The sequence below is a fragment of the Pseudomonas sp. RA_35y_Pfl2_P32 genome, from assembly GCF_963970735.1.
Lineage (GTDB): Bacteria > Pseudomonadota > Gammaproteobacteria > Pseudomonadales > Pseudomonadaceae > Aquipseudomonas.
The window spans coordinates 132,170-151,830 of sequence record NZ_CAXAQF010000003.1; the positions used below are offsets into that span (position 1 = coordinate 132,170).

Here is a 19,661-nt window from a genome sequence, read left to right on the forward strand (position 1 = left end):
CCAATGAGCCAGAGTCTCAGCCAACTGCGTAAGTTCGTTTCCCCAGAAATCATCTTTGGTGCCGGCTGCCGGCACAACGTCGGCAACTATGCCAAGACCTTCGGTGCCCGCAAGGTACTGGTGGTCAGCGACCCGGGGGTGATTGCCGCGGGCTGGGTGGCCGATGTCGAGGCCAGCCTGCAGGCCCAGGGCATCGATTATTTCCTCTACAGCGATGTGTCGCCCAACCCGCGGGTCGAAGAAGTCATGCTCGGCGCCGAGCTGTACCGGGAGAATCACTGCGACGTGATTGTCGCGGTCGGTGGCGGCAGCCCGATGGACTGCGGCAAAGGCATTGGCATTGTGGTCGCCCACGGGCGCAGCATCCTCGAGTTCGAAGGCGTGGACACCATTCGCGTGCCCAGCCCGCCGCTGATCCTGATCCCGACCACTGCCGGCACTTCGGCGGATGTGTCCCAGTTCGTGATCATCTCCAACCAGCAGGAGCGCATGAAGTTTTCCATCGTCAGCAAGGCAGTGGTGCCCGACGTGTCGCTGATTGACCCGGAAACCACCCTGAGCATGGACCCGTTCCTGTCGGCCTGTACCGGCATTGATGCGCTGGTGCATGCCATCGAAGCCTTTGTGTCCACCGGGCACGGGCCGTTGACCGACCCCCACGCCTTGGAGGCGATGCGGTTGATCAATGGCAACCTGGTGCAGATGATCGCCAATCCGGCGGACATCGCCCTGCGGGAAAAAATCATGCTCGGCAGTATGCAGGCCGGACTGGCGTTCTCCAACGCGATCCTGGGCGCGGTGCATGCCATGTCCCACAGCCTCGGCGGCTTTCTCGACCTGCCGCACGGGCTGTGCAACGCCGTGCTGGTGGAGCACGTGGTGGCGTTCAACTACAGCTCGGCGCCGGAGCGCTTCAAGGTGATCGCCGAGACCTTTGGCATCGACTGCCGTGGCCTCAATCACCGGCAGATCTGCGGGCGCCTGGTGGAGCACCTGATCGCCCTCAAGCATGCCATCGGGTTCCACGAAACCCTGGGGCTGCATGGGGTCAGTACGGCGGACATCCCGTTCCTCTCCCAGCACGCGATGGATGATCCTTGCATTCTCACCAATCCGCGCGAGTCCAGTCAGCGGGATGTCGAGGTCGTCTATGGCGAAGCCCTCTGAGCAGCAGCAACAGGCGCTGGCCGGGCTGCTGGGACTGGGCAACCACTCGGCCCGCAAGAGTCACTACCCGGAGCTGGCGGCGCGCCTGCAAGAGCTGGAAGCCGAGCGCAATCGCTACAAGTGGCTGTTTGAAAACGCTGTGCACGGGGTGTTCCAGGCCAGCCTGCTGGAGGGCATGCGTGCGGCCAATCCGGCGCTGGCGCGGATGCTCGGTTATGCAGATCCCCAGGATGTGCTGTTCTCCCTGACGGACCTGGCCGACACGCTGTTTGTCGGCGGTGCCCGCGAGCTGGAACAGATCCGCGAGATCCTGCAGCGTGAGCGCAGCCTGCTGGGCTACGAAACCCAGTTGCGGCGCAAGGACGGCAGCGCGCTGGACGTGCTGATGAACCTGTTGCTCAAGCCCGATCAGGAAGGGTTGGTGGAAGGGTTTGTCGCCGACATCACCGAACGCAAACTGGCCCAGGAGCGCCTGCAACAGCTCAATGATCAACTGGAGCAGCGGGTCACCGCGCGCACCGACGAATTGCTCGAGGCCAACCGCAACCTGCAACAGCAGATCGCCGAGCGCGAGCAGATCGAGCATGCCCTGCGTGAAGCCCGGGACGCCGCCCAGGCCGCCAACCACAGCAAGGACAAGTACCTGGCGGCGGCCAGCCACGACCTGTTGCAACCACTCAACGCTGCGCGGTTGCTGGTCTCGACCCTGCGCGAGCGCCATCTGCCAGAGGTCGAGCAGGTGTTGGTGGAGCGCACCCATCAGGCCCTGGAAGGGGCCGAGGATCTGCTCACCGATTTGCTGGACATCTCGCGCCTGGATCAGGCCGCGGTAAAGCCGGATGTCGCCCTGTACCGCCTTGACGAGTTACTCGGTCCGCTGGTCTCGGAGTTCCAGTCGGTGGCTGAAGCCGCCGGGCTGAACCTGCGGGTGCGCATGGGGGACTTCGGGATCCGTACCGACCTGCGGCTGATGACCCGCATCCTCCGTAACTTCCTCAGCAACGCCTGCCGCTACACCGAGCAGGGCAGCATTCTGCTGGCCGCCCGCCGGCGAGGCGCGGTCTTGCGCCTGGAGGTCTGGGACACCGGGCGCGGCATTGCGGCGGATCGCCTGGACTCGATCTTCCTCGAATTCAATCAGTTGGATGTCGGCCGCGCGGCCGACCGCAAGGGCGTCGGCCTGGGCCTGGCGATCGTCGAGCGGATCGCCAAGATCCTCGATTACCGGGTACAGGTGCATTCCTTGCCGGGACGCGGTTCGATGTTCAGCATCGATGTGCCGATCTGCGATGACATTCCTTTGCCCATCAGCCTCGCGGTGCCCCAGGCGGGCACCGGCAATCCGCTGCCGGGCCGGCGGTTGCTGGTGCTGGACAACGAAGTGAGCATCCTGCAGAGCATGAGCGCGCTGCTGGGGCAGTGGGGCTGCGAGGTGGTCACGGCCACCGATGAAAGCTCGGCCCTGAGCAACTTGATGGGGCGGGCCCCGGAGCTGATTCTGGCGGACTATCACCTGGACCACGGGGTGGTAGGCTGTGAGGTGGTGCGGCATTTGCGCGAGCATTTCCAGCAGGTGATCCCGGCGGTGATCATCACCGCCGACCGCACTGACCAATGCCGGCAATCCTTGCAGAAACTCGATGCGCCGCTGCTGAACAAACCGGTGAAACCCGGCAAGTTGCGCGCGGTGTTGAGCCAGTTGCTGGGCTGACCGGCGTTCATGGGTCGCCTTGGGTGTACGACGTTTCGTTTCGCGTGTCGCCAGTGCTAGTCTTGGGGCATGCCGCTGCCAGGGAGCCCCCATGGGCAATCACAAGATCGAGATTCGTCGCAGCAACGTCGAGAAAATCCTCCTGGCCGCGGAAAAAGTCTTCGCCGAAAAAGGCTTTGGCAGCACCGCGATGGCAGACATCGCCAGGGAAGTGCAACTGCCACGCTCCAACCTCCATTACTACTTCAGCACCAAGACCGAACTCTACAGCGCCGTGCTTTTCGACTTGCTGGAGGTGTGGAAACAGGACGCACTGTGCTTCGAGATGTTCGACGATCCGCGGGTGGTCTTGAGCAGCTACATCCGCGCCAAGATGAACCATTCGCGCAGCCGGCCCTATGGCTCGAAAGTCTGGGCCAATGAAATCATCCATGGCGCACCGACCCTGGGCCAGGCGCTGGACGCCAGCCTGTACGACTGGGCCAAGATGAAAGAAGCGAAAATCCGCCAATGGGTCGACGACCAGCGCATCCTCGCGGTCGAGCCTTCCAGCCTGCTGTACATGATCTGGGCCTCGACCCAGCACTACGCGGACTTCGATCACCAGGTGAACATTCTCAACGACCACCAGCCGCTGTCGGACATGCAGTTCGAACGGGCGGTGCAGACGGTGACCAGTGTGATCTTGCGGGGGATTGGGCTGGAGCCTTGAGACTGAACTCATCGCGAGCAAGCCTTGCGCCTACAGGTCGTAGTGATCCTGTGGGAGCCGCCGGGCGGCGCTGCGCTTGCTCGCGATGGCGTCCTATCAGACGGTCACGTGGTAGGGGTTGCGCGGATCATGGTTCCAGTCAAGGAAGGGTTTGCCGTTATCGACCGGCACCATCTCGATGCAGTCCTGCACCGGGCAGGTGATCTGGCACAGGTTGCAGCCCACGCATTCGTCGTCGATCACCTGGTACTTGTGGCTGCCGTCGGCTTGCTTGAGGCTGGCCACGGCCTGGTGCGAGGTGTCTTCGCAGGCGATGTGGCAGCGTCCGCAGCCGATGCAGGCCTGCTGGTCGATTTTGGCGATCACCTGGTAGTTGATGTCCAGGTACTTCCAGTCGGTGGTGTTGCCCACCGCGCGTGCGGAGAAGTCCTGCACGCTGGCGTAACCTTGGCTGTCCATCCAGCGCGACAGGCCGTCCTTCATGTCCTCGACGATGCGAAAGCCATGCAGCATCGCCGCCGTGCAAACCTGCACCGCGCCGCTGCCCAGGGCCATGAATTCGGCGGCATCGCGCCAACTGCCGATGCCGCCGATGCCGCAGATCGGCAGGCCCTGGGTCTGCGGGTCACGGGCGATTTCGGCGACCATGTTCAAGGCAATCGGCTTGACCGCCGAGCCGCAGTAGCCGCCGTGGGTACTCTGGGTGCCAACCATGGGCAGGGCGACCATGCGGTCGAGGTCGACGCTGGTGATCGAGTTGATGGTGTTGATCAGCGACACCGCGTCGGCGCCGCCACGATGGGCCGCACGGGCGGCGACGCGGATGTCGGTGATGTTCGGCGTAAGCTTGACGATCACCGGCAGTGAGCAATAGGTCTTGCACCAGCGGGTGACCTGCTCGACGTATTCCGGCACCTGGCCCACCGCTGCACCCATGCCGCGCTCGGGCATGCCGTGGGGGCAGCCGAAGTTCAGCTCGATGCCGTCGGCGCCGGTGGCCTCCACCAGCGGCAGGATGTGTTTCCACGACTCTTCGACGCAGGGCACCATCAGCGAAACGATCAGCGCGCGATCCGGCCAGTCTTTCTTGACCTGGGTGATTTCCCGCAGGTTGATCTCCAGCGAGCGGTCGGTGATCAGCTCGATGTTGTTGATGCCCATGACTTCACGGTTGGCACCAAAGTGCGCGGAGTAGCGGGACGAGACGTTGACCGCCGCCGGGTCTTCGCCCAGGGTTTTCCAGACCACGCCACCCCAGCCGGCCTCGAAGGCCCGAACCACGTTGTAGGCCTTGTCGGTGGGTGGCGCCGAGGCCAGCCAGAAGGGGTTGGGGGCCTTGATGCCGGCGAAGACAATCGAGAGATCGGCCATTACGCAGCCTCCACGTTGAGCATGAGTTGGGCATGCATGGCTTGCGCGGCGAGTTTGCCGTGCTGCACCGCTTGCACGGTAAGGTCCTGGTCGAGGCTGGTGCAGTCACCCCCGGCATAGACCCCGGGAATGCTGGTGCGCATCTGTTCGTCCACCTGGATGCGCCCACCCTGGCGCTGCAGTTGGCAGGCCAGCGGATCGCTCAGGGCGTGCTCGTCAAAGCTCTGGCCGATGGCCTTGAAGATGGCATCGGCGGCCAGTTCGAAGGTCTCGCCGGTGGTGACCAACCGGCCCTCATCCATGCGGGTGCGGGCGAAGCGCATGCCGCGGACCTGGCCCTGGTCATCGAGCAGCGCTTGCTCGGGTTGGGCCCAGGTCAGCAGGCGCACCTGGTTGGCCTTGGCGATGTCCTGCTCATGGCCGGTGGCGCCCATGTCCTGCACCCCCCGGCGGTAGATCAGGTTGACGTCATGGGCGCCCAGGCGGGCCATTTGCACCGCCATGTCGATGGCGGTGTTACCGGCGCCGAGGACGATGCAATGCTCGGCCAGGGGCAGTTGGCTGAGGTCATCGGTCTGGCGCAGTTCGCGGATGTAGTCGGTGGCGGCCAGCAGGCCCGGGGCGTCCTCATGGGGCAGGCCCAATTGTTTGCTGGCGGCCAGGCCGAGGCCGAGGAACACTGCGTCGAACTGTTGGTGCAGGTCGCTGAGGCTCAGGTTGTCGCCGAGCTTGTACCCGTGGCGGATTTCGATGCCGCCGATTTGCAGGAGGAACTCCAGTTCGTGCTGGGCGAAGTCATCCACCAGTTTGTACTTGGCGATCCCGTATTCATTGAGCCCACCGGCTTTTTCCCGGGCTTCGAAGATCACCACTTCATGGCCGTGCATGGCACTGCGGTGCGCGCAGGACAGCCCGGCGGGACCGGCACCGACCACGGCAATGCGCTTGCCGGTGGCGGCGGCGCGCTGGAATGGATGCTCGCGAAAGTGCGCGTTGTCGATGGCGTAGCGTTGCAGCAGGCCGATCAATACCGGCGCGCATTCTTCGGCGTTGTTCCGCACACAGGCGCGCTGGCAGAGGATTTCCGTGGGGCAGACCCGGGCGCAACTGCCGCCGAGAATGTTCGCCGAAAGGATTTTCTGCGCGGCGCCCTGGACGTTGTCCTGGTGGATGTTGCGGATGAAGGAAGGGATGTCGATCTCGCTGGGGCAGGCGTTGACGCAGGGGGCGTCGTAGCAATACAGGCAACGCGAGGCTTCGACTTCGGCCTGGCGCGCGGTGAGGGGCGGGGCCAGGTCGCTGAAGTGGCCGGCGAGGGTGGCGCCATCCTCATGGGGATGGGGCAAGTGGTTCAGGGAATTGATCACGGTCTTGGCCTCATGGTTATTTGAGGGTTTGCCTCTGACGGGCATTGGTTTTTGTATGACTTGTGCGGGCCTGCTCGCGAAGGCCTCGATCTCAGCGTTTCACCGCCACCGGCTTGTGCAATTCGGCGCGCTTGCTCAGCAGGTCGAACACCGCCGGATAGGCTGGACGCTCGATGTAGCGCCCGGCACCCCGTTCGGCACGCAGGTCGCCGTCGGCCCAGACCAGTCGACCCTGGCTGACGGTATGGCTGGGAATGCCGCGTACGGTCTTGCCTTCGAAGATGTTGAAGTCGACTTGCTGGTGATGGGTCTTGGCCGAGATGGTGCGAGTGCCTTGTGGGTCCCACAGCACCAGGTCGGCGTCGGCGCCGACGCGGATCGCGCCTTTGCGGGGGTAGAGGTTGAAGATCTTCGCGGTGTTGGTGGAAGTCAGCGCCACGAACTCCTGCATCGACAGGCGCCCGCTGTTGACGCCTTCATCCCAGAGCACCGCCATGCGGTCTTCGATGCCGGCCGTGCCATTGGGGATCTTGCTGAAGTCGTCGCGGCCGGCGGCTTTCTGATCGGCGCAGAAACAGCAGTGGTCAGTGGCGGTGGTGTGCAGGTTGCCCGATTGCAGGCCGTGCCAGAGCGCCTCTTGGTGGCCGCGGGGACGGAAGGGCGGGCTCATCACATAGCCGGCAGCGGTGTGCCAGTCCGGGTGCTGGTAGACGCTGTCGTCCAGCAGCAGGTGCCCGGCCAGGACTTCACCGTAGACCGGTTGTCCCTTGCTGCGGGCGTAGGTGATTTCGTCCAGGGCTTCCTTGGTCGAGACGTGGACCAGGTACAGCGGCGTGCCGAGGGTTTCGGCGATGCGGATTGCCCGGCTCGCCGCCTCGCCCTCGACTTGTGACGGCCGCGACAGCGGGTGTGCTTCTGGGCCGGTCATGCCCTGGGCCATCAACTTGCGTTGCAGGTGATAGACCAACTCGCCGTTTTCCGCATGCACGGTCGGCACGGCACCGAGTTCCAGGCAGCGTTCGAAGCTGGCGACCAGGGTGTCGTCGGCGGCCATGATGGCGTTCTTGTAGGCCATGAAGTGCTTGAAGCTGTTGACCCCGTGCTGGCTGACCAGCTCGGCCATTTCCTCGCGGACCTGTTCGCTCCACCAGGTGATGGCGACATGGAAGCCGTAGTCTGCGGCGGACTTCTCGGCCCAACCGCGCCATTGGTCAAAAGCGTCGAGCAGGGACTGCTGGGGGTTGGGAATCACGAAGTCGATGATCGAGGTGGTGCCCCCGGCAAGGCCCGCGGCGGTGCCGCTGTAGAAGTCTTCGCTGGCCACGGTGCCCATGAAGGGCAGTTGCATGTGGGTATGGGGATCGATCCCGCCGGGCATCAGGTACTGGCCGCTGCCGTCGAGCACTTCGCAGCCTGCGGGAACCTCCAGGTTGTTACCGATGGCTTTGATTACACCGTCGGCGCAGAGGACATCGGCGCGGTAACTTTCATCATGGGTAATAACAGTGGCGCCACGGATCAACAGAGACATTCCGAGTTCCTCGCAGGCAAGACCGGCTTGTGCCGGTTCTAAGTGTTTTATATGTAGCAGGCTAAGGAAGTTATATTCCTGTCAGCACTGTCAGGATTAAACGCTAGCTGGAGTTACAGGATTGAGCAAGAATATTTTTTATATGCTTATATCAACGTTAACGTATTGAATATAAAGGAATAAAAGTAGAGATCCGCATATTGGTGCGCCCGCTCACCATTTTGACGCACTTGACAGGAACCCAATATGGTCGAGATTTGTCATGTGAAATCAGCCATTTGAGGTCTGCCTGTGGCGAATGAAAAATTCATCTATAAATGTAGTGCACCAGAATGACTCCTGACGGGTTGGACAACTTGCCTGGCCTTTAGCCTGAATGTGCAGGCAGGTTGTCGCAGACAGGATAGTTCTGGAAATAAAAACGAATTGATATCAGTTGTTTACATGGATTTTACTGATCCGCACCCAGGCCCGGCAGCGTCGGCGGCACGCTTATTGATTGCCGCCGCTGACACCTTGGTCGGTCGGTAAAAGTCGTCAGATCTCCGGCCATCGTCAGGCCCGCGGACACTCCGTTGGCCAGCCCGATGAGCAAAATAATCAAAAGAACAGTGGAGCGGCCATGCAACAGAACAGATCCCAGGTCACCGAGCGCGACGGGTTGTATGAACTGGAGGCCGGCAGTGACGTCCTCGACAGCCCCAGGTACAACCACGACATTGCCCCGACGAAGGTGCACGAACGCACCTGGAACAAATGGCATATCACCGCCCTGTGGGTCGGCATGTCGATCTGCGTGCCGACCTACACCCTGGGCGGGGTGCTGACGGCGTATTTCGGCCTGAGTGTCGGCGAAGCGCTGATGGCGATCCTGCTGGCCAACGTCATCGTCCTGATTCCGCTGACCCTCAATGCCTTTGCCGGGACCAAGTACGGCATCCCGTTCCCGGTGTTGCTGCGGTCTTCCTTCGGGGTCATCGGCTCCAACGTGCCCTGTCTGATCCGCGCCCTGGTGGCCTGTGGCTGGTTCGGCATCCAGACCCTGTTCGGTGGGCTGGCGATCCACCTGTTTCTGGGCTCGATCTTCGAGGGTTGGAAATCCCTCGGTGGCACCGGCGAGGTCATTGGCTTCATGGTGTTCTGGGCCCTGAACCTGTGGGTGGTGCTGCGCGGTGCCGAGTCGATCAAATGGCTGGAGACCCTGTCGGCGCCGCTGTTGGTGCTGGTCGGGCTGGGACTGCTGGTATGGGCCATGCCGAACGTTTCCATGACCGAGTTGCTGGCGCAGCCGCCCAAGCGTCCGGAAGGCGTCAGCGTCTGGAGTTACTTTTTTGCCGGCTTGACCGCGATGGTCGGCTTCTGGGCCACCCTGTCGTTGAACATTCCGGATTTCAGCCGCTACGCAAAAAGCCAGAAGGACCAGATCGTCGGGCAGATCATCGGCCTGCCGTTGACCATGTTCCTGTTTGCCGCCCTGGGCGTGGTGATGACCGCCGCCTCGGAAAAACTGGTCGGGGTGACGGTGTCCGACCCAGTGACCCTCATCGGTCACATCCAGAGCCCGCTCTGGGTTGCGCTGGCCATGGCCTTGATCATCATTGCCACCTTGTCCACCAACACCGCGGCGAACATTGTGTCGCCGACCAACGACTTTCAGAACCTGGCCCCCAAGCTGATCAACCGGACCATGGCGGTGATGCTCACCGGGCTGGTGGGCCTGGCCCTGATGGGGCATGAACTGCTGAAAAAACTGGGCTGGATTGCCTCCGAAATCAGCCTGGAGTCGGTGTATTCCAACTGGCTGCTGGGTTATTCAAGCCTGCTCGGCCCGATCGCCGGGATCATGGTGGTGGACTATTTCCTGATCAAGAAACAGCAACTGGACCTGGCGGGGCTGTACCGCGATGACGTGTACCCGGCGTGGAACTGGTTCGGCTTCATCGCGTTCGGCGTACCGGTGGCGCTGACCCTGCTGTCCTTGGGCAGCGATGCGTTCAGTTGGTTCTACAGCTACGGCTGGTTCACCGGTTCGGCCCTGGGTGGCCTGATTTACTATGGGTTGTGTTCGATGCGGCCCGACGCTTCCACTGCGAAATCGGCGGTATGACGGCAGGCCCCATCACGGGCTTGCCCGCGATGTCTATCTGGCGCCTGGTAAAACAATAACAGCCTGAGGAGATCCCCATGAACGCGGCCGTAGACATTCTGCAATCGAGCCATCAACACATCAATCGCGACCGCCTGTGGCAGTCGCTCATGGAACTGGCCCGGCTCGGTGCCACGGTCAAGGGCGGCGTCTGTCGCCTGGCCCTGACCGACCTTGACCGCCAGGCCCGGGACATTTTTGTGCGCTGGTGCGAAGAAGCCGGGTGCAGCGTGAGCATCGATGCCGTCGGCAACATTTTTGCCCGGCGCCCGGGGCGTAACCCGGACTTGCCACCGGTGATGACCGGCAGCCACATCGACACTCAACCCACCGGCGGTAAGTTCGACGGCTGCTTTGGCGTGCTGGCTGGGGTCGAAGTGCTGCGTACGCTCAACGACCTGGGGGTGGAGACCGAGGCGCCACTGGAGGTGGTGGTCTGGACCAACGAAGAGGGCTCGCGTTTTGCCCCGTGCATGATGGGGTCCGGGGTGTTTGCCAACAAGTTCACCCTGGAAGAAACCCTGGCCAAGGTCGATGCCGAGGGGGTGACCGTCGGTGAAGCCCTCAATGCCATCGGGTATGCCGGGCCGCGCCAGGTCAGCGGGCATGCGGTGGGGGCCTACTTTGAAGCGCACATCGAGCAAGGGCCGATCCTGGAGGATGAGCGCAAGACCATCGGCGTGGTGATGGGGGCGCTGGGGCAGAAGTGGTTCGACCTCAAGCTGCGCGGTGTCGAGGCCCACGCCGGGCCGACGCCGATGCACCTGCGCAAGGACGCCCTGGTGGGCGCCGCCGTGATAGTCGGGGCGGTCAACCGCGCGGCCCTGGGGCATCAGCCCCACGCCTGTGGCACCGTCGGTTGCCTGCAAGCCTACCCGGGGTCGCGCAACGTGATTCCCGGCGAAGTGCGCATGACCCTGGACTTCCGGCATCTGCAGCCGGCGCGCCTGGACTCGATGATCGCCGAGGTGCGCCAGGTGATCGACAGCACCTGCCAGGAGCACGGCCTGACCTATGAGCTGACGCCGACCGCCGATTTCCCACCGTTGTACTTCGACCAGGGTTGTGTCGAGGCGGTGCGTGGCGCGGCCCAGGGCTTGGGCCTGTCCCATATGGACATCGTCAGTGGCGCGGGGCATGACGCGATCTTCCTCGCCGAACTGGGCCCGGCCGGGATGATCTTCGTGCCGTGCGAGGGCGGCATCAGTCACAACGAAATCGAAAATGCCACGCCAGAGGACCTGGCGGCTGGGTGTGCAGTGTTGTTGCGGGCGATGCTGGCGGCCTCGGCGGCGATTGCCAAGCGGTAGGGGCGCCGTCCAGGGTATAAAAAAACCCGCCGAAATCGGCGGGTTTTTTGTTGCAACGCGAAGATTACTCTTCGATGTTGCCCATGGCGGTGGTGTTGAAGCCGCCGTCCACGTACATGATTTCGCCGCTGATGCCGGACGCCAGGTCCGAGCACAGGAACGCGCCGGCGTTGCCGACTTCGTCGATGGTGACGTTACGACGCAGCGGGGTTTGCGCTTCGTTGGCGGCCAGCATCTTGCGGAAGTTCTTGATGCCGGAAGCGGCCAGGGTGCGGATCGGGCCAGCCGATACGCAGTTGACGCGGGTGCCGTCCGGGCCCAGGGAGCCGGCCAGGTAACGTACGCCTGCTTCCAGGGAAGCCTTGGCCATGCCCATCACGTTGTAGTTCGGCATGGTGCGCTCGGCGCCCAGGTAGGACAGGGTCAGCAGGCTGCCGTTGCGGCCTTTCATCATTTCGCGACCGGCCTTGGCCAGGGCCACGAAGCTGTAGGCGCTGATGTCGTGGGCAATGCGGAAACCGTCACGGGTGGTGGCTTCGGTGAAGTCGCCGTCCAGTTGGTCGCCCGGGGCGAAGCCGACGGAGTGCACGATGCAGTCCAGGCCGTCCCACTTCTTGCTCAGTGCTTCGAAGACCTTGGCGATTTCTTCGTCGCTGGCCACGTCGCACGGGAAGCACAGCTCAGGGCTCGAGCCCCAGCCTTGTGCGAACTCTTCGACGCGACCCTTGAGTTTGTCGTTCTGATAAGTGAAGGCAAGCTCAGCGCCCTCGCGATGCATGGCGGCAGCGATGCCGGATGCGATGGACAGCTTGCTGGCGACACCGACGATCAGTACGCGCTTACCGGCGAGAAAACCCATGTGTTGCTCCTCTTTCAGGTTATTGCGCAGTGGCTGGTGCCAGGAAAGCGGCTTCCAGCAACTGCTGTGTATACGGATGTTGGGGGGCGGCAAAGATACCTTGCGCGTCTCCCTGTTCGACCACTTGGCCATGCTTGACCACCATCAACTGGTGGCTCAGCGCTTTCACCACAGCCAGGTCATGGCTGATAAACAGATACGTCAGGTTGTACTTGCTCTGCAGTCTGCGCAGCAGTTCAACCACTTGGCGTTGCACGGTGCGGTCCAGAGCCGAAGTCGGCTCGTCCAGCAAAATCAACGCCGGTTTTAGCACTAAAGCTCGGGCAATAGCGATTCTTTGCCGTTGCCCGCCGGAAAATTCGTGGGGGTAGCGGTGCCGGGTTGCCGGATCCAGTCCTACCTCCTCAAGGGCTGCAATGATAGCCAGCTCCTGTTCGGCTTGCGTACCGATCTTGTGGATCTGCAAGCCTTCGCCGACGATCTGGCTCACGCACATGCGTGGGCTCAGGCTGCCGAAGGGGTCCTGGAAGACCACCTGCATCTCCCGCCGCAGCGGCCTGACCTGTTGCTGCGTCAAGCCGTCCAGCTGTTTGCCTTCAAAGCGGATCGCACCTTTGCTGGCGATCAGACGCAAAATTGCCAGACCCAGGGTCGATTTCCCCGAACCACTCTCGCCGACGATACCCAGGGTCTGGCCCTGGGGCAGGCTGAAGTTGATGCCGTCCACCGCTTTTACGTAATCGACCGTCTTGCGCAAGAAGCCTTTCTTGATCGGGAACCAGACTTTCAGGTCCTCGACTTGCAGCAGCGGTGGCCCGATTTCATTGGTTGCAGGCCGCCCGCTGGGCTCCGCGGCCAACAGCTCACGGGTGTACGGATGCTGGGGCGCGCGAAACAATTCTGCGCAGGATGCCTGTTCGACGATGCAACCGCGCTGCATGACACATACCCGATGCGCAATTCTTTGCACCAGGTTCAAATCGTGGCTGATCAGCAGCAGCGCCATGCCCAGGCGCGCCTGCAACTCCTTGAGCAACTCGAGGATTTTCAGCTGCACGGTGACATCCAGCGCGGTGGTCGGTTCGTCGGCGATCAGCAGTTCCGGCTCGTTGGCCAGGGCCATGGCGATCATCACCCGCTGGCGCTGGCCGCCGGACAATTCGTGGGGCAGGGCCTTGAGGCGCTTGTGTGGCTCGGGGATGCCCACCAGCTCCAGCAGTTCCAGGGTGCGCCGGGTCGCGACCTTGCCGGTCAGGCCCTTGTGGATCCCCAGCACTTCGTTGATCTGCTTCTCGATGCTGTGCAGCGGGTTCAGCGAGGTCATGGGCTCCTGGAAGATCATCGCGATCCGGTTGCCGCGGATGTGGCGGATGGTTTTCTCTTTCAGGCTCAGCAGGTCATGCCCGGCGTACTGGATGGTCCCCGTGGGGTGACGGGCCAGGGGGTAGGGCAGCAGGCGCAGGATCGAGTGCGCCGTGACCGACTTGCCCGAACCGCTTTCGCCCACCAGGGCCAGGGTTTCCCCACGCTTGATGTCGAAGCTGACGCCTTGCACCACCCGCTGCTGATGCTCGCCCACCACGAACTCGACACTCAGGTCGCGCACTTCGATCAGATTGTCCTGATTCATATCACTTCCTCGGGTCGAAGGCATCGCGAGCGGACTCGCCGATAAACACCAGCAGGCTGAGCATCACCGCCAGCACGGCAAAGGCACTGATGCCCAGCCAGGGTGCCTGCAGGTTGGATTTGCCCTGGGCCACCAGTTCACCCAGGGATGGGGCGCCGGGCGGCAGGCCAAAGCCGAGGAAGTCCAGGGCGGTGAGGGTGCCGATGGCGCCCGTGAGAATGAAGGGCATGAAGGTCATGGTCGAGACCATGGCGTTGGGCAGGATATGGCGAAACATGATCGCCCCGTCCTGCATGCCCAGCGCCCGGGCGGCGCGCACGTATTCCAGGTTGCGCCCGCGCAGGAACTCGGCGCGCACCACGTCCACCAGGCTCATCCAGGAAAACAGCAGCATGATCCCCAGCAGCCACCAGAAATTGGGCTGCACGAAGCTGGCGAGAATGATCAGCAGGTACAGCACTGGCAGGCCCGACCAGATTTCCAGGAAGCGCTGGCCCGCCAGGTCGACCCAGCCGCCATAAAAACCCTGCAGGGCCCCGGCGATGACGCCGATGATTGAACTGAGCACGGTCAGGGTCAGGGCGAACAGCACCGACACCCGAAAGCCATAGATCACCCGCGCGAGCACGTCCCGGCCCTGATCGTCGGTGCCCAGCAGGTTATCCGCCGAGGGCGGGGCCGGGGCTGGGACTTTCAGGTCGTAGTTGATGCTCTGGTAGCCGAAGGGGATCGGTGCCCACAGGGTCCAGGCGTCCTTGGCCTTGAGCAGTTCGCGGATGTAGGGGCTCTTGTAGTTGGCTTCCAGCGGGAATTCGCCGCCGAAGGTGGTCTCCGGGTAGCGCTTGAGTGCCGGGAAGTACCATTCGCCGTCGTAGCGAACCGCCAGCGGCTTGTCGTTGGCAATCAGTTCGGCGCCCAGGCTCAGGCCAAACAGGATCAGGAACAGCCACAGCGACCACCAGCCACGCTTGTTGGCCTTGAACAGTTCGAAACGGCGGCGGTTGAGAGGGGACAGGTTCATCTCAATGCTCCCGGGTTTCGAAGTCGATGCGCGGATCGACCAGGGTGTAGGTGAGGTCGCCGATCAGTTTCACCACCAGGCCGAGCAAGGTGAAGATGAACAGCGTGCCGAAGACCACTGGGTAGTCGCGGTTGATCGCCGCCTCGAAACTCATCAAGCCGAGACCATCGAGGGAGAAGATCACCTCCACCAGCAGGGAGCCGGTGAAGAAGATGCCGATAAAGGCCGAGGGGAATCCGGCGATCACCAGCAGCATGGCGTTGCGGAACACGTGGCCGTAGAGCACCCGATGACGGGTCAGGCCCTTGGCCCGGGCCGTGACCACATACTGTTTGTTGATTTCGTCGAGAAAACTGTTTTTGGTCAGCAGGGTCATGGTCGCGAAGTTACCGATCACCAGCGCCGTGACGGGCAGCGCCAGGTGCCAGAAGTAGTCGAGGATCTTGCCACTCCAGCTCAATTCGTCGAAGTTGTTCGAGGTCAGCCCACGCAAGGGGAACCAGTCCAGGTAACTGCCCCCGGCGAACACCACGATCAGCAGAATGGCAAACAGGAACGCCGGGATCGCGTAACCGACGATGATCGCCGAGCTGGTCCAGACATCGAAGTGGCTGCCGTGGCGGGTGGCCTTGGCGATCCCCAGCGGGATCGACACCAGGTACATGATCAGGGTGCTCCACAGCCCGAGGGAGATCGACACCGGCATCTTTTCCTTGATCAGGTCGATGACCTTGGCGTCGCGAAAGAAGCTTTCGCCGAAATCCAGGCGGGCGTAGTTCTTGATCATGATCCACAAGCGTTCCGGCGCCGACTTGTCGAAGCCGTACATGTGCTCGATTTCCTTGATCAGCGCCGGGTCCAGGCCCTGGGCACCGCGGTAGCTGGAACCGGCCACCGAGACTTCCGCGCCGCCACCGGCAATACGGCTGGTGGCGCCTTCGAAGCCTTCGAGCTTGGCGATCATTTGTTCCACCGGGCCGCCGGGGGCCGCCTGGATGATCACGAAGTTGATCAACAGGATGCCGAACAGGGTCGGGATGATCAGCAACAGTCGCCGTAATATGTACGCCAGCATCTTATTGCTCCACGCCTGCAGGGTCGGCTTGCTCGTTGGTCAGCACCTCGATTGCGGGCTTGGCATCGGGCTTGATCCACCAGGTGTTGATGCCTATGTCGTAGGCCGGCGAAACCTCGGGGTGGCCGATGTGGTTCCAGTAGGCCACGCGCCAAGTCTTGATGTGCCAGTTGGGGATCACGTAATAGCCCCATTGCAGCACTCTGTCGAGCGCCCTGGCGTGGGCCACCAGGCTTTGGCGCGAGTCGGCGTTGATCAGTTCCTCCACCAGTTGGTCGATGGCCGGGTCCTTCAGGCCGATGGTGTTGCGGCTGCCCGGCCTGTCGGCACTTTCCGATTTCCAGAATTCGCGCTGTTCGTTGCCCGGTGAGTTGGACTGCGGGAAGCTGCCAACCACCATGTCGAAGTCCCGCGAACGCACCCGGGTGATGTACTGGGAGACGTCGACCCGGCGGATCACCAGCTCGATCCCCAGGTCGCTGAGGTTGCGCTTGAACGGCAGCAGGACCCGCTCGAACTCAGTCTGGGCCAACAGGAACTCGATGCTCACCGGCTTGCCGGTGGTGTCGACCATTTTGTCGTCGACGATGCGCCAGCCGGCTTCCTGCAACAGTTGGTAGGCCTGACGCTGCTGGGCGCGGATCATGCCGCTGCCGTCACACACCGAGTTTTCGAAGGCCTGGCTAAACACAGGGTCGGGGATCTTGCCGCGCAAGGGTTCGAGGATCGCCAGTTGCTCGGCATCTGGCAGGCCGCTGGCAGCCATTTCCGAGTTTTCGAAGTAACTGCGGGTGCGCACGTAGGCACCGTTGAACAGCTGTTTATTGGTCCATTCGAAGTCCAGCAGCAGGCTCAGGGCCTGGCGCACCCGCACGTCCTGGAACAGCGGGCGGCGCAGGTTGTAGACGAAACCTTGCATGCCGGTGGGGTTGCCGTTGGGGATCTGCTCTTTGATCAGGCGACCCTCGGTGACGGCGGGAATGTTGTAGGCGTTGGCCCAGTTCTTGGCGGTCATCTCCAGCCAGTAATCGAACTGGCCAGCCTTGAGTGCCTCCAGCGCCACCGTGTTGTCACGGTAGTAGTCGGTGCTCAGGGTGTCGAAATTGTAGAAGCCGCGGTTGATCGGCAGGTCTTTGCCCCAGTAGTCCTTGACCCGCTGATAACGGATCGAGCGCCCGGCCTTGACCTCGCCGACCTGGTACGGGCCGCTGCCCAGCGGCGCTTCCAGGTTGCCCTTGCTGAAATCGCGGTTTTGCCACCAGTGCTTGGGCAGCACCGGCAGTTGGCCGAGGATCAGTGGCAACTCGCGGTTATTGTTGTGCTTGAACTTGAACAGCACCCGCAGCGGGTCTTCGGCGATCACCTCGGCCACGTCGCCGTAGTAGCCGCGGTACAAGGGTGCGCCGTCCTTGATCAGGGTCTGGAAGCTGAACACCACGTCCTCGGCGCGCACGGGATGGCCGTCATGGAAGCGGGCCTCGGGGCGCAGGTAGTAACGCACCCAGCTGTTGTCCGGGGCTTTTTCGATCTTGCCGGCCAGCAGGCCGTACTCGGTGAAGGGTTCATCCAGGCTCTGGCGGGCCAGGGTGTCGTAGATCAGGTCGATATTGTCGGCCGGTACGCCCTTGCTGATGAAGGGGTTGAGGCTGTCGAAGCCGCCGAATCCGGCCTGGCGGAAGATCCCGCCCTTGGGCGCGTCGGGATTGACGTAGGCAAAGTGCTTGAAGTCAGCGGGGTACTTGGGCGGCTCGTTGTACAGGGTCAAGGCATGTTGCGGGGCCGCTTGGGCGACGCAGGCCAGTCCTGCGAAGACCAGGCCCAGCAGGGTACGCAAAGGCATCATTGGGCTTTCTCCGAAGTCTTCAGCCACCCGGCGTTGAGCCCCAGCGTGTAGGGCGGCGTGGTGACGAAGGCGAACCGGTTGCGGTACGCCAGGCGATGAAAATTGATGTACCAGTTGGGAATGATGTAGTGCTGCCACAGCAGTACCCGGTCCAGGGCCTTGCCGGCGGCCACTTGCGCGTCACGGGATTGGGCGGCCAGCAGTTGCTCCAGCAGGTGGTCGACCACCGGGTTGGCCACGCCGGCGTAATTCTTGCTGCCCTTGACCTTGGCCTGGCTGGAGTGGAAGTACTGCCACTGCTCCAGGCCCGGGCTCAGGGTCTGGTCGAGGGTCATCAGGATCATGTCGAAATCGAACTGGTCCAGGCGCTGCTTGTACTGGGCCCGGTCGACGGTGCGCAGGCTGGCGTCGATGCCGATGCTGGCGAGGTTTTCGGTGTAGGGCTGGAGAATGCGTTCCAGGTTCGGATTGACCAGCAGGATCTCCAGGCGCAGCGGTTGGCCGGCGGCGTTCAGCAGGCGCTGGCCGTTGAGCGTCCAGCCGGCCTCGGCGAGCAGGCCCAGGGCCTGGCGCAGGGTGTCGCGGGGAATCCCGCGGCCATCGGTCTGGGGCAGGCTGAAGGGCACGGTGAACAGCTTGGCGGGCAACTGCTCGCGGTAGGGCGAGAGCATCAGCCACTCGTGGCCTAACGGCAGGCCGGTGGCGGCGAACTCACTGTTGGGGTAGAAACTCATGGCCCGTTTGTAGGCGCCGCTGAACAGGGTGCGATTGGTCCACTCGAAGTCGAACATCAGGCCCAGGGCTTGGCGCACCTTGGCGTCGGCGAACGTGGCACGCCGGGTGTTCATGAACAGGCCCTGGGTCTGGGTCGGTATCTGGTGCTCGATCTGGGCCTTGATCACGTCGCCGCGGCGTACGGCGGGAAAGGTGTAGGCATTGGCCCAGTTTTTCGCCTGGTGCTCGATGTAGATGTCGAACTCACCGGCCTTGAAGGCTTCGAACGCCACGGTGCTGTCGCGATAGAACTCGACTTCCACGCGATCGTAGTTGTATTTGCCGCGATTGACCGGCAAGTCCTTGCCCCAGTAATCCTTCACTCGCTCGAACAGCAGCTGCCGGCCTGGCGACACCCGGGTGATGCGGTACGGCCCGCTGCCCAGTGGCGCCTGGAAGGTGGTGGCCTTGAAATCGCGACCTTTCCAGTAATGCTGGGGCAAGACCGGCAGCTCGCCCAGGCGCAGGATCAGCAACGGGTTGCCCGCGCGCTTGAACACGAAGCGGATGCGCAGCGGGTTGAGGATATCCACCCGCTGCACTTCCTGGAGGCTGGTGCGGTAGCGCGGATGGCCTTCCTTGAGCAGCAGTCGGTAAGAAAAGGCCACATCCCGGGCGGTAATCGGTTGGCCATCGTGAAAACGCGCTTCGGGCCGCAGATTGAACACCACCCAGCTGCGGTCCTCGCTGTATTCGACGGACTGGGCGATCAAGCCGTAGCTGGAAGCCGGCTCATCCCCTGATGGCGCGTACTGGCCGGTGCCGACCATCAACGGCTCGTTCAGCTCGTTGATGCCGTACTGCAGGAAGTTGGCCGTGGCGACCGGGCTGGTGCCCTTGAAGGTGTAGGGGTTGAGGGTATCGAACGTGCCAAAGGCCATGAGCCGCAAGGTACCGCCCTTGGGCGCTTGCGGGTTTACCCAGTCGAAGTGGGTGAAACGTGTCGGGTACTTGAGTGTGCCGAACTGCGCATAACCATGGCTTTCGCTGATCGTTGCGCATGCGGGGAAGCTCAAGGCCAGACTGATCAGGAACAGGGGCAGGGGACGCTTCAAGTCAGAGATCCGATCCAGGCGGCTTGGGCTACATGGTTCGTACAGTAACAGCTTGTATGGGCAGGAAAAAGGTAGGGTTCAAGGTTCTC

The 19,661-nt window shown here is 62.7% G+C and carries 14 protein-coding genes; 5 read left to right on the forward strand and 9 right to left on the reverse strand.

The features are described from left to right. Positions 1 to 3 precede the first annotated feature (3 nt). The 3 genes from ercA (at position 4) to AACY45_RS04215 (ending at position 3,590) form a co-directional block, all read left to right on the forward strand. A complete protein-coding gene (gene ercA / locus AACY45_RS04205; protein ID WP_095168854.1) occupies positions 4 to 1,167 on the forward strand; it encodes an alcohol dehydrogenase-like regulatory protein ErcA in 1,164 nt (387 codons plus the stop codon). Continuing rightward, on the forward strand, positions 1,151 to 2,878 hold the full coding sequence (locus AACY45_RS04210; protein ID WP_339544290.1) for a PAS domain-containing hybrid sensor histidine kinase/response regulator: 1,728 nt from the start codon (positions 1,151 to 1,153) through the stop codon (positions 2,876 to 2,878). Before ercA ends, AACY45_RS04210 begins: the two co-directional genes overlap by 17 nt. Positions 2,879 to 2,969: 91 nt before the next feature. Continuing rightward, the gene (locus AACY45_RS04215; RefSeq protein WP_339544291.1) at positions 2,970 to 3,590 is read left to right on the forward strand and encodes a TetR/AcrR family transcriptional regulator; all 621 of its coding nucleotides are present in this window, start codon (positions 2,970 to 2,972) and stop codon (positions 3,588 to 3,590) included. 96 nt (positions 3,591 to 3,686) lie between these two features. Here the strand turns inward: AACY45_RS04215 and preA are convergent, their stop codons facing one another. The 3 genes from preA to hydA form a co-directional block, all read right to left on the reverse strand. Beyond that, positions 3,687 to 4,961 carry an NAD-dependent dihydropyrimidine dehydrogenase subunit PreA gene (gene preA / locus AACY45_RS04220; protein ID WP_339544292.1) on the reverse strand — a complete coding sequence of 425 codons (1,275 nt, stop codon included), beginning with the start codon at positions 4,959 to 4,961 and terminating at the stop codon, positions 3,687 to 3,689. After that, positions 4,961 to 6,328, reverse strand: coding sequence for an NAD(P)-dependent oxidoreductase (locus tag AACY45_RS04225; RefSeq protein WP_339544293.1), 1,368 nt, complete (start codon positions 6,326 to 6,328; stop codon positions 4,961 to 4,963). Before AACY45_RS04225 ends, preA begins: the two co-directional genes overlap by 1 nt. A 91-nt stretch (positions 6,329 to 6,419) precedes the next feature. Beyond that, a complete protein-coding gene (gene hydA, locus AACY45_RS04230) occupies positions 6,420 to 7,859 on the reverse strand; it encodes a dihydropyrimidinase (protein WP_339544294.1) in 1,440 nt (479 codons plus the stop codon). A 622-nt stretch (positions 7,860 to 8,481) separates the two neighbouring features. On the opposite strand from hydA, the gene AACY45_RS04235 reads away from it, so the two are divergent. Together AACY45_RS04235 and AACY45_RS04240 are read left to right on the forward strand one after the other, a co-directional pair. Next, complete coding sequence (locus tag AACY45_RS04235; protein ID WP_339544295.1) at positions 8,482 to 9,966, forward strand: NCS1 family nucleobase:cation symporter-1; 1,485 nt, start codon at positions 8,482 to 8,484, stop codon at positions 9,964 to 9,966. 77 nt (positions 9,967 to 10,043) lie between these two features. Then, a complete protein-coding gene (locus AACY45_RS04240; protein WP_339544296.1) occupies positions 10,044 to 11,315 on the forward strand; it encodes a Zn-dependent hydrolase in 1,272 nt (423 codons plus the stop codon). 64 nt (positions 11,316 to 11,379) lie between these two features. Here AACY45_RS04240 and fabI read toward each other — a convergent pair whose 3' ends face one another. Genes fabI through AACY45_RS04270 form a run of 6 tightly spaced genes read right to left on the reverse strand, consistent with a single transcriptional unit; the run spans position 11,380 to position 19,572 of the window. Next, positions 11,380 to 12,174, reverse strand: a complete 795-nt coding sequence (gene fabI, locus AACY45_RS04245) for an enoyl-ACP reductase FabI (RefSeq protein WP_007910591.1) — start codon at positions 12,172 to 12,174, stop codon at positions 11,380 to 11,382. Positions 12,175 to 12,193: 19 nt separating this feature from the next. Next, positions 12,194 to 13,804, reverse strand: coding sequence for an ABC transporter ATP-binding protein (locus tag AACY45_RS04250; RefSeq protein ID WP_339544297.1), 1,611 nt, complete (start codon positions 13,802 to 13,804; stop codon positions 12,194 to 12,196). A gap of 1 nt (position 13,805) precedes the next feature. Next, positions 13,806 to 14,825 (reverse strand): ABC transporter permease, encoded by a 1,020-nt coding sequence (locus AACY45_RS04255; RefSeq protein WP_339544298.1) that lies wholly within the window; start codon positions 14,823 to 14,825, stop codon positions 13,806 to 13,808. A 1-nt stretch (position 14,826) separates the two neighbouring features. Then, on the reverse strand, positions 14,827 to 15,900 hold the full coding sequence (locus AACY45_RS04260; protein ID WP_302098202.1) for a microcin C ABC transporter permease YejB: 1,074 nt from the start codon (positions 15,898 to 15,900) through the stop codon (positions 14,827 to 14,829). 1 nt (position 15,901) lies between these two features. After that, the gene (locus tag AACY45_RS04265; protein WP_339544299.1) at positions 15,902 to 17,743 is read right to left on the reverse strand and encodes an extracellular solute-binding protein; all 1,842 of its coding nucleotides are present in this window, start codon (positions 17,741 to 17,743) and stop codon (positions 15,902 to 15,904) included. Continuing rightward, positions 17,740 to 19,572 carry an extracellular solute-binding protein gene (locus AACY45_RS04270; RefSeq protein WP_339544300.1) on the reverse strand — a complete coding sequence of 611 codons (1,833 nt, stop codon included), beginning with the start codon at positions 19,570 to 19,572 and terminating at the stop codon, positions 17,740 to 17,742. The genes AACY45_RS04265 and AACY45_RS04270 overlap by 4 nt, the downstream gene beginning before the upstream one ends. Positions 19,573 to 19,661: the final 89 nt, after the last annotated feature.